At 64.7% G+C, this 9,931-nt stretch carries 11 protein-coding genes; 5 read left to right on the top strand and 6 right to left on the bottom strand.

Annotation, left to right across the window (positions count from 1 at the left end):
* The coding region (acs, locus tag A2J03_RS24215) for an acetate--CoA ligase (protein WP_068379097.1) at positions 1-1,576 on the top strand (1,576 nt) is incomplete at its 5' end.
* A gap of 104 nt (positions 1,577-1,680) precedes the next feature.
* On the opposite strand, the gene A2J03_RS24220 is transcribed toward acs, so the two are convergent.
* A complete protein-coding gene (locus A2J03_RS24220; RefSeq protein ID WP_068379120.1) occupies positions 1,681-3,048 on the bottom strand; it encodes an MFS transporter in 1,368 nt (455 codons plus the stop codon).
* A gap of 225 nt (positions 3,049-3,273) precedes the next feature.
* Here A2J03_RS24220 and A2J03_RS24225 point away from each other — a divergent pair, with 225 nt between their 5' ends.
* Positions 3,274-3,786 (top strand): phage holin family protein, encoded by a 513-nt coding sequence (locus A2J03_RS24225; RefSeq protein WP_068379100.1) that lies wholly within the window; start codon positions 3,274-3,276, stop codon positions 3,784-3,786.
* Between the two features lie 24 nt (positions 3,787-3,810).
* Entirely contained in the window at positions 3,811-4,746 is a 936-nt protein-coding gene (locus A2J03_RS24230; protein WP_068379103.1) for an alpha/beta fold hydrolase, read from the top strand.
* On the opposite strand, the gene marP is transcribed toward A2J03_RS24230, so the two are convergent.
* The 4 genes from marP to nth are packed head-to-tail and all read right to left on the bottom strand — an operon-like array spanning position 4,743 to position 8,045.
* On the bottom strand, positions 4,743-5,933 hold the full coding sequence (marP, locus tag A2J03_RS24235; RefSeq protein ID WP_068379106.1) for an acid resistance serine protease MarP: 1,191 nt from the start codon (positions 5,931-5,933) through the stop codon (positions 4,743-4,745). The two genes, A2J03_RS24230 and marP, sit on opposite strands and share 4 nt — an antisense overlap.
* Positions 5,930-6,688, bottom strand: coding sequence for an NUDIX hydrolase (locus A2J03_RS24240; protein ID WP_082898064.1), 759 nt, complete (start codon positions 6,686-6,688; stop codon positions 5,930-5,932). The genes marP and A2J03_RS24240 overlap by 4 nt, the downstream gene beginning before the upstream one ends.
* Positions 6,685-7,362: a TlpA family protein disulfide reductase gene (locus tag A2J03_RS24245; RefSeq protein ID WP_068379109.1), complete on the bottom strand. Its 678-nt coding sequence runs from the start codon at positions 7,360-7,362 to the stop codon at positions 6,685-6,687. Before A2J03_RS24245 ends, A2J03_RS24240 begins: the two co-directional genes overlap by 4 nt.
* Positions 7,359-8,045, bottom strand: a complete 687-nt coding sequence (nth, locus tag A2J03_RS24250) for an endonuclease III (RefSeq protein ID WP_231912700.1) — start codon at positions 8,043-8,045, stop codon at positions 7,359-7,361. Before nth ends, A2J03_RS24245 begins: the two co-directional genes overlap by 4 nt.
* 161 nt (positions 8,046-8,206) lie before the next feature.
* Here nth and A2J03_RS24255 point away from each other — a divergent pair, with 161 nt between their 5' ends.
* A complete protein-coding gene (locus A2J03_RS24255) occupies positions 8,207-8,458 on the top strand; it encodes a hypothetical protein (protein WP_068379114.1) in 252 nt (83 codons plus the stop codon).
* A gap of 254 nt (positions 8,459-8,712) precedes the next feature.
* The gene (locus tag A2J03_RS24260) at positions 8,713-9,387 is read left to right on the top strand and encodes a Crp/Fnr family transcriptional regulator (protein WP_019662947.1); all 675 of its coding nucleotides are present in this window, start codon (positions 8,713-8,715) and stop codon (positions 9,385-9,387) included.
* Here A2J03_RS24260 and A2J03_RS24265 read toward each other — a convergent pair.
* Positions 9,384-9,931: MBL fold metallo-hydrolase (locus A2J03_RS24265; protein WP_068379116.1), on the bottom strand; the 548-nt coding region annotated here is incomplete at its 5' end. The genes A2J03_RS24260 and A2J03_RS24265 overlap by 4 nt on opposite strands.

Genomic DNA, 9,931 nt, shown 5'->3' on the forward strand with positions numbered 1-9,931 from the left:
GAACACGCTCACCGATCTCGGGCTCGTCGCCGGCGACCGCGTCGCGATCTACATGCCGATGATCCCCGAGGCCATCGTCTCCATCCTCGCGTGCGCTCGCCTCGGACTGACACACTCGGTTGTCTTCGCCGGATTCTCCGCAACCGCACTGCGCTCGCGCATCGACGACGCCGAAGCCAAACTCGTCATCACCACCGACGGCCAGTGGCGACGCGGCAAGCCCGCTCCCATCAAGTCCACCGTCGACGAAGCGGTCGACGGGGCCGCATCCATCCGGAACGTGCTGGTGGTCAAGCGCACCGATTCCGACGTCGACTGGACGTCGGGACGCGACCTGTGGTGGCACGAAACCGTCGCACAGGCGTCGAAAGAGCATGAGGCCCAACCATTTCCGGCCGAGCACCCGCTGTTCATCCTCTACACCTCCGGCACCACGGGCAAGCCCAAGGGCATCATCCATACTTCCGGTGGCTACCTGACCCAGACCTCGTACACCCACCACAACGTCTTCGACCACAAAGCAGGCAAGGACGTCTACTGGTGCACCGCCGACATCGGCTGGGTCACCGGACACTCGTACATCGTCTACGGCCCCCTCTCCAACCGGGCGACGCAGGTCGTCTACGAGGGCACCCCCAATTCGCCTGACGAGCACCGGCATTGGAACGTCATCGAGAAGTACAAGGTCTCGATCTACTACACCTCCCCCACCCTGGTGCGCACGTTCATGAAGTGGGGCAAGGAGATTCCCGAGGCTCACGATCTCACGTCGATCCGCCTTCTCGGATCCGTCGGTGAGCCGATCAACCCCGAGGCGTGGCGCTGGTTCCGCGACGTCGTCGGCGGCGGCAGCGCTCCGATCGTCGACACCTGGTGGCAGACCGAGACCGGCGCGATCATGATCTCCCCGCTCCCCGGCGTCACCGCCACCAAGCCGGGCTCCGCGATGACTCCGCTTCCCGGTATCTCGGCGAAAATCGTCGACGACGACGCCAAGCCACTCGGCAACGGTGGCAGCGGCTACCTCGTCCTCGACAAGCCATGGCCGTCGATGCTCCGCGGCATCTGGGGCGACATGGACCGCTACAAGGACACCTACTGGTCGCGGTACGCCGAAGAGGGTTGGTACTTCGCCGGTGACGGCGCCAAGTACGACGACGACGGCGCACTGTGGGTTCTCGGACGCGTCGACGACGTCATGAACGTCTCCGGCCACCGAATCTCCACCTCCGAGGTGGAATCGGCACTCGTCAGCCACCACGGCGTCGCCGAAGCAGCGGTCGTCGGTGCTGCGGACGAGACCACCGGACAAGGCATCGTCGCGTTCGTCATCCTGCGGGCGGGAGTCGAGAACACCGGCGACGAGCTCATCGCCGAGCTCAAAGCCCAGGTATCGAAGGAGATCTCACCGATCGCGAAGCCGCGCGAGATCTCCATCGTCCCCGAGCTCCCGAAGACACGCTCGGGAAAGATCATGCGACGCCTGCTCCGCGACGTCGCCGAGGGCCGCGAACTGGGCGACGTCTCCACCCTCGTCGACCCGAAGGTCTTCGAGTCGATCAAAAAGGGTCGCTGACGCTCCGGGAAAAACAGGGTCGCTGACGCTCCGGGCGCTCCGCGCCCAGTGGCGCGGTTGAGTGCACTCAAACACACTTAACCGCGCCACTGGGGCCGGAGGCCTCAGACGTCTTCGAGCTGCTGATCCCGCGTTTCCTTCATGACAAGGAGCGCGATCAGCGTCAGCGCGGCGACGACGGCGAGATACACACCCACCCACCCGACGCCGTAGGAACTGACGAGCCACGTCGCGATGAACGGTGCCACCGCTGCACCGAGAATCGACGACGTGTTGTACGAGATTCCGGAGCCCGTGTAGCGCACATTCGTCGGGAACAGCTCCGGCAGAACCGCACTCATGGGACCGAACGTCAGACCCATCAGTCCGAGTCCGACGCACATGAAGACCAGCATGCGTCCCGCGCTCGCGTTCTCGGGAGCCGCGAACCAGTGGAACGACAGTCCGAACAGCACGATCGCGCTCGTGATGACGATCAGCGTCGGGCGTCGACCGTACTTGTCCGCGAGCAGCCCGGCGACCGGAATCAGCACAGCGAAGAACAGCACCGCGATCAGCTGCAGTTCCAAGAAATCGGTGTAGGCGATGGTGATCTTCGGGCCGTCGACGTCGGAGACCTTGCCGGTTCCGTAGCTGACCACCCACGTCGTCATGATGTAGAAGAGCGTGTACGTCGCGAGCATGACGAACGTGCCGATGATCAGCTGACGCCAGCTGGTCTTGAAGACCTCGGCGAGCGGCGTCTTGACCTTCTGGCCGCGTTCGACGGCCAGCTTGAACACCGGTGTCTCCTCCAGCTTGAGACGCACGTACAGGCCGATGAGAACCATGACCGCACTGAGCAGGAACGGAACGCGCCAACCCCATGTGAGGAACGCATGGTCGGTGCCCGAAGTTGCCGCGTCGTAGCCGGTCATCACGACGATCAGTAGGAAGATCCCGTTGGCGAAGAAGAAGCCGATCGGTGCACCCAACTGCGGATACATCGCCGCCCAGGCGCGCTTGCCCGGCTTGGCGGTCTCGGTGGCCAACAGTGCCGCGCCACTCCACTCACCGCCCAGGCCGACACCCTGGGTGAAGCGCATGACAGCCAACAGCGCCGGCGCCAGCAGGCCGACCGAGTCGTAGGTCGGCAGCAAACCGATCAGGAAGGTCGCGACGCCCATCGTCAACAGCGAGCCGACGAGAGTCGCCTTGCGTCCGATGCGGTCTCCGAAGTGGCCGAACAGGATCGATCCGATGGGCCGTGCGACGAACGCGAGCCCGAACGTCGCGAACGACGCCAGCAGCGCGGTCGTGTCGTTGCCCGCCGGGAAGAACAGCGTGGGGAAGACGAGAACAGCTGCAGTTGCATAGATGTAGAAGTCGAAGAATTCGATCGACGTACCGACCATGGAAGCGACGACGATCCGAGATCGTGGCACCTCCGGGGCCGCTGCAGTCGAGCCGTCTCCGGGGACGGCCGAGGTGATACTCACGGTGGTGCTCCTGGCGATTGCACTGAGGGAAAGGGGGTATGTACGCGCAGGGAAAGTTACCTGAGGACAGCTAAGAAGATCGACGGATGCGGCCGTGTCTCCACGCCGGAAGTCACGGATCGGACGGCCATCGAGCACGGCGCCGTCGATCGGCACTAGTGTTACTGCGAAGATCGGACGAAGTGCAATGGAGAACCAGCAAGTGGAGGGGTCGAGAAGTTGAGCGAGACCAATCGCGGCAATGGTAGGAGCGGTTCCGGCTACCCGGACGGCGTACCGAACACCATCTCGTCGATCCCGCTGTCGGATGTCGACTACCGCGCGCCGGGAACCGGGAGCATAGGCAATCTCGTCAAGGATGCGACGACCCAGGTCTCCACGCTGGTACGTGCCGAGGTCGAGCTGGCGAAGGCCGAAGTCACCGGCGAAATCAAGAAGGGACTGCAGGGCAGTCTCTTCTTCGTGCTCGCGCTTGCGGTGCTCATCTTCAGCGCGTTCTTCTTCTTCTTCTTCGCGGCCGAAACGCTCGATATCTGGCTGCCCCGCTGGGCGTCGTTCCTCATCGTCTTCGTGTTCATGCTGCTCATGGCTGGGCTGCTTGCCTTGCTCGGCTATCTGCGTGTGAAGAAGCTGCGGAAGCCGGAGAAGACCATCGACTCGCTCAAGCAGGCGTCGACGGTGTTTCCGAACCAGCACGATTCCACCCCGGGCCTCCCCGGCTACAAGAAGTAACCGAGCCTCGCGCAGACCGAAGAGATGAGCCAGCCAGACCCGTCCACCGTCCGTTTCGCTGGTCCGTGGACACATCGCGACATCCACGCGAACGGAATTCGGTTCCACGTCGTGGAGGCGGACAACGCTCCCTCCGACGGTCCGCTCGTTGTGCTCCTACACGGCTTCGCCGACTTCTGGTGGTCGTGGCGGCATCAACTGACTGCGCTGACAGCTGCGGGATATCGGGCAGTGGCCGTCGATCTACGCGGCTACGGCGACTCCGACAAACCCCCACGCGGCTACGACGGCTGGACTCTGGCCGGTGACGTGGTCGGTCTCATTCGCGCGCTCGGCTACGCCCAAGCCACTCTGGTGGGGCACGCCGACGGTGGTTTGGTGTGCTGGGCGACGGCGGCGCTCCACCCGCGCATGGTCGGGTCCATCGCGTTGGTCGGCTCGCCGCACCCGATTGCGCTGCGGCAGGCGGTTCTTCGCAACAAAGCCCAGCGACAGGCACTCCTGCCCTACTTTCTGCGGTACCAGGTCCCCTTCTATCCCGAGCGAGTTCTCACCAAGAACGATGGATCCGCCGCCGAGCAGATATTGCGGATGCGCTCGGGTCCGGCGTGGCAGGGGACCGAAGAATTCGCGGACGCAGCCAAGCAGATGCGGTCGGCGATTCGCATCAAGGGAGCCGCGCACAGTGCACTGGAATACCAGCGCTGGGCGTTCCGGAGTCAGTTCCGCTCGGACGGTCGACGGTTCATGCAGGCGATGGATGTTCGACTGGCGATCCCCGTCGTCCAGATTCGCGGCGAGCTGGACCCGTACGTCCTCCCCCGTACCGTCGACGGCGATGTTCGCTGGGCGCCCGAGCGACGGTTGCACACCGTGCTCGGCGCCGGACACTACACACATCAGGAAGCCCCCGACGAGGTCACCGAACAGCTGAAAGCGCTGGCGGAGCGGACAAACTAGACGATGCAGGCACCTGTCCCGACTGGGACGGCACTGCTCGAGCTCTGCTGCAATTCGTCTGATACCTCGTCGGCAGTGAGGACGAAGCCGGTGTCGGGGTCGTCGACGGCCGCACCGAAGACGAGTCCGAGTACCTGCCCATCCTGGGCAACCAGTGGGCCACCCGAATTGCCTTGCCGCACAGTGCCGCGGACGGTGTACACCTCACGCTCGACAGTGCCGGTGCGGTAGATGTCGGGGCCGCTGAGGTTGAGCGTCTCACGCACCCTCGCCGGGCTTGCGGTGTACGGTCCGCCACCCGGGTAGCCGAGAACGATCGCGCTCTCGCCGGAGACCGCTGGGGACCCGGCGAAGTTCAGAACCGGTGCCTGCAGACCCGGAACACGCAGTATCGCAACGTCTTCCTCGGGATCGAAGAGAACGACGTTTGCGTCGAGCACCGTTCCCAGCGAATCGATCGTGACACCGTCGGTGCCTGCGACGACGTGCGCGTTGGTCATCACCAGCTCGGGTGCGACCACGAAGCCGGATCCTTCGAGCGCCTTCTGGCAACTCGGTGCGACGCCGCTGATCTTGAGGACGCTCTGGTGCAGCTGCTCGACGACCGGGCTGGCCTGCAGCGCCGGATCGGGCGCCTCGACGGTGGCCACCGGGGTCCGACCGAAGGGCCCGATGACATCGGGAAGACCCGACGTGTCCAGCAGTGCAGAGAATTCTTTCGGCACCTCGCGGAGCCACTGCGGGGCCACTTCGTCGACCTTGCCCAGCACCTGCGACCCGCGGACCGCGCTGGCAACCTCCGGCTGAGAGGACGACGTCAGTGGGATGGCGAGCAGCCATGCCGCCGCGAGTACTGCAGCGGCCTGCAGCGCTGCACCGATGACACTGTCGACCGATCGTGCTCCGCGCGAATGCATTCCGCTGCGCAGCGCTCGGCCGAGAACCATGCCGGACACTTCGCCGACGATGACCAACACCACGATGAGAGCGATACCGACGAACACCCGCAGGCGTGCTCCATCGACATGTTCGAGAACATGTGGGGCGATGAGAATTCCGGCGACCGCGCCGAGCACCACACCCAGAAACGCCATCGCCGACGCCACCGCGCCCTGCCGCCAACCCGAGGTCGCCGCCAGAAGAGCGACACCGACGACGACGATGTCGACCCACGTCGAGCCGCTCACCGATCCATCCCCACAGGAGTGGAGCCTGCGGAATGACCGTTGGTACTCGCGCCCACAGCAGCCAAGCTCGCCTCCAGATCGCGGATGTCACTCGTGTCCCATTCGGTTTCCCAACCGGAAACCGCGAGCAGGCCTGCCAGGATACCGCCGGTGAAACCCCACACCAGCATTCCGTCGACGGCGAAGGCCGGGCCCTGGTAGCCGGCGGGGTGTCTGACCTGGAAGCGGTTGTCCGGATCGAGCAACGAACGAAGAGGTACGCGCACCACGCGCGCCGCCTCGGCGGTGTCGACCACGCCGACGACGCTGGGTGCGCGCCAATAGGCGAGCACCGGTACGACGTCGAATTTCGACGGCGGAACGTAGATCCCGGGCAGCGTCGCGAGCGGCTGTACGCCTGCCGGATCGAGGCCGGTCTCCTCCTCGGCTTCGCGAAGCGCAGTGGCAATGGGCGACTCGTCGCCGGGGTCTGTCGCTCCACCCGGAAACGCGACCTGCCCGCTGTGTTGACGCAACGTCGCCGCCCGTTGCGTGAGCAGGACGTCAGCGTCGGCCGGTAGGCCGCCACGACTGGTCGCATCGGACTTCTCGGGTCCGCCGAACAGTACGAGCACCGACGCCTGTCGTGTGATCACCCCGTCGGGCGAGGTTCGGTCCAGTACCGGGTTCGTGCCTGCCGACTCGGTGATGCCCCTGCCCCCGGCGGCGTCGACGACACGGCTCAGCCACCGAGGAGGAGGCGGCGTCGGAGTCATCGAGCTATGCCGAGAGTCGAACGGACTGCATCGTCGATCTCGTCGACACTGCTGAAAGGTTGTGGCAGCACCTTTGCGACATTGCCATCCGCGTCGATCAGAATCGAGACCGGGAGGACACTCGGCGCGCCGACGGCTGCTGCTATGCGTCCCGCCCCGTCTTGGACACCGGGCAATGTGACGCCGTACTCGGCCAGTTTGCTCAGCCCGTTCGCCTCGTTGCGATCCTGGTGCACCGTCAGGACTCCGATTCGGCCTTCCATCCGATCCGCATAGTCCTGCAAATACGGAAGCTCCTCCGCACAGGGTCCGCACCAGTACGCCCACAGATTGATCAGCGTGGGTGTGCCCGCGAGCGCTTGCCCCACGTCGACCCGACTGCCGTCACCGATGCATTCGAGCACGAGCCCGCTCAAGGGACCGGAAGAACTCAGGGGGCCGGAAGATTCGGCCGCCGGCTCAGGCGTCGGACATCCGTCGAGCCCGGCGCTTGCGCGGAGTGGTGCCAGCGCTTCGTCTGTATCGGCCGACCGCCGCTCCTCCGCGATCGGTGCACCCTGGCCGGGCCGGCCGGCCGACGGCTCCGGGTCCTCCCCGCGCGGCCAGATCGCGAACACCAAGGCGACGACGACAAGAAGAGCGGCCAACGACCGCCGAGCTGCAGATCCGGTCACGAGTCGATTCCGGCGAGCGACAGCAAGTGCTCGGTTTCCGGCCCCTTGACCAACGCTGCTGCCGCTGCCTTGTCGGTCGGACCGAGACCGTACGACGGGCAACCCTTGGCGAGGATACAGACACCACAGGCCGGTTTGCGCGCGTGGCAGACACGCCTGCCGTGAAAGATCACCCGATGGGACAGCAGCGTCCACTCCTTGCGCTCGATGAGTGCGCCGACTGCGTGTTCGACCTTGACCGGGTCTTCCTCCTCGGTCCACTGCCAGCGCCGCACGAGCCTGCCGAAGTGGGTGTCGACGGTGATGCCGGGCACGTCGAACGCGTTGCCGAGGACGACATTGGCGGTCTTGCGACCGATTCCGGGCAGTGTGACGAGATCCTTCAGATTCGCGGGCACCTCCCCGTCGAACCGCTCGAGAAGGGCCGAGCCGAGTCCGATGAGCGAGTTCGCCTTGTTCCGGTAGAAGCCCGTCGTCCGGATGTACTCCTCCAGCTCCGTCCGGTCGGCTTCGGCGTAGTCCCGCGCAGTGCGATATCTCACGAACAGACCTGGCGTGACGATATTGACGCGCTTGTCGGTGCATTGAGCGGACAGGATGGTCGCGACGGCAAGTTCCAGCGGATTCGTGAAGTCGAGTTCGCAGTAGACGTGCGGAAACGCCACGGCCAACTCCCGATTCATACGTCGCGCTCGCCGGGTGAGCCCCAGTTTCGTCTCTTCGCGTTTGCGCACGTCGAGCGCGGGAGAGGCTGTCGATTTCACTCCACAACTGTACGGACAAGAATCAGCAACGAATCAGTCCTGTGTTCTTATCGAGACCTTTCCGGTGTTTACTGCTCGGTATGCAAGGACTCGCCGTTGTGCTCTTTCCTGTGCTCCTGATGCTGTTCGCGCTCGCCATGGAGCGCGTGGAGTTCCGCCTGAGCAAGCTGGGTGTCCGCGAACAAGAGGTGCAGGAATTTCTGGATCAAGCCAGTACGTCCGAGGTCGCGACGCTCGCCAACGAGGGCATGCCGCACGCACTGGCCCGCTTCAACAGTCGAAGGCGTCGCACTCCACTCGCCGAGGAGATGGCCGACCAGCGCGCCAGCTGACACCACCGCAGACCGGAATGTCGCGTTTTGCATGAATATGTGGTGAACAGCGATTTACGTACGATTCCTTCACGGCGCTCCGGTGGCGTCGATCACTCGGTTTGGATCTCGGCGAAGTAGACTTCACCGAGATAATTGTCATGTTTGATTACTTACGTGAGTCGGGGGCCGTGAGGCTCGACGAGGCACGGAAGCGAGAAACGCCTTTCGTCGACGCGGGTAACCGTATCGACGACATCCCAAAAGGAGCGCAAGTGGACGACGTCCTGGCACGGGCCGGCATCTTCCAAGGAGTCGAACCCTCTGCGGTAGCAGCGCTGACGAAGCAGCTGCAACCGGTCGATTTCCCACGGGGACACGTGGTCTTCAACGAGGGCGAGCCAGGTGATCGGCTCTACATCATCGTCTCCGGAAAGATCAAGCTCGGCCGTCGCTCCCCGGACGGACGTGAGAACCTGCTGACCATCATGGGCCCGTCGGACATGTTCGGTGAGCTCTCCATCTTCGATCCCGGCCCGCGTACGTCCACGGCCACGACGGTCACCGAGGTCCGCGCGGTCAGCATGGACCGCGACGCGCTGAAGGCGTGGATCGATCAGCGCCCGGAGATCGCCGAGCAGTTGCTGCGCGTGTTGGCCCGTCGCTTGCGCCGTACCAACAACAACCTCGCGGACCTCATCTTCACCGATGTTCCCGGACGTGTCGCGAAGGCTCTGCTGCAGCTCGCTCAGCGCTTCGGCACCCAGGAAGCCGGATCGCTGCGCGTCACGCACGACCTGACGCAGGAAGAGATCGCCCAGCTCGTCGGCGCTTCCCGTGAGACGGTCAACAAGGCGCTGGCCGACTTCGCGCACCGCGGATGGCTGCGGCTCGAAGGCAAGAGCGTGCTGATCTCCGACTCCGAGCGCTTGGCTCGACGGGCTCGTTAGTTCTCCCGAAGGTAGGCCAGCTGCGCCTTGACGGACATGCGCGCGGCTGGCCACAACTTCTTGTCGACGTCGGAGTAGACGTGCTTGACCACCTGCTTCGGCTTGGCGTCGTGCCCGATCTCATCGAGCGCTGCCTTCACCTGCGCCAACCGCTCGTGCCGATGCTGACGGTAGAACCTGGCAACCTCAGCGGTATCGGCGACTTCGGCGCCATGCCCCGGTAGTGCGAGCTTGCCCGCGCCGACGGCTTCGAGGCGGTCCAACGTCGTCAGGTAGTCGGCCAACGTGCCGTCCGTGGGGTCGAGCACGGTCGTGCCGCGTCCGAGAATCGTGTCACCCGTCAGGATCGCGTCGTCGAGCACGAAACTCAATGAGTCCGCCGTGTGCCCGGGCGTCGCGAGGACGGTGACCGTCAGTCCCGCGGCCTCGATCACCTCGCCGTCGGTGAGAGTCGTACTGCCGAACACGTACTCGTCCGACATCGCACGAATCGGTGCACCGGTCTTCTTGTGGAACCTCTTCAGCCCGGCTGTGTGATCTCGGT

The organism is Rhodococcus sp. EPR-157 (assembly GCF_001647195.1).
Lineage (GTDB): Bacteria > Actinomycetota > Actinomycetes > Mycobacteriales > Mycobacteriaceae > Rhodococcoides.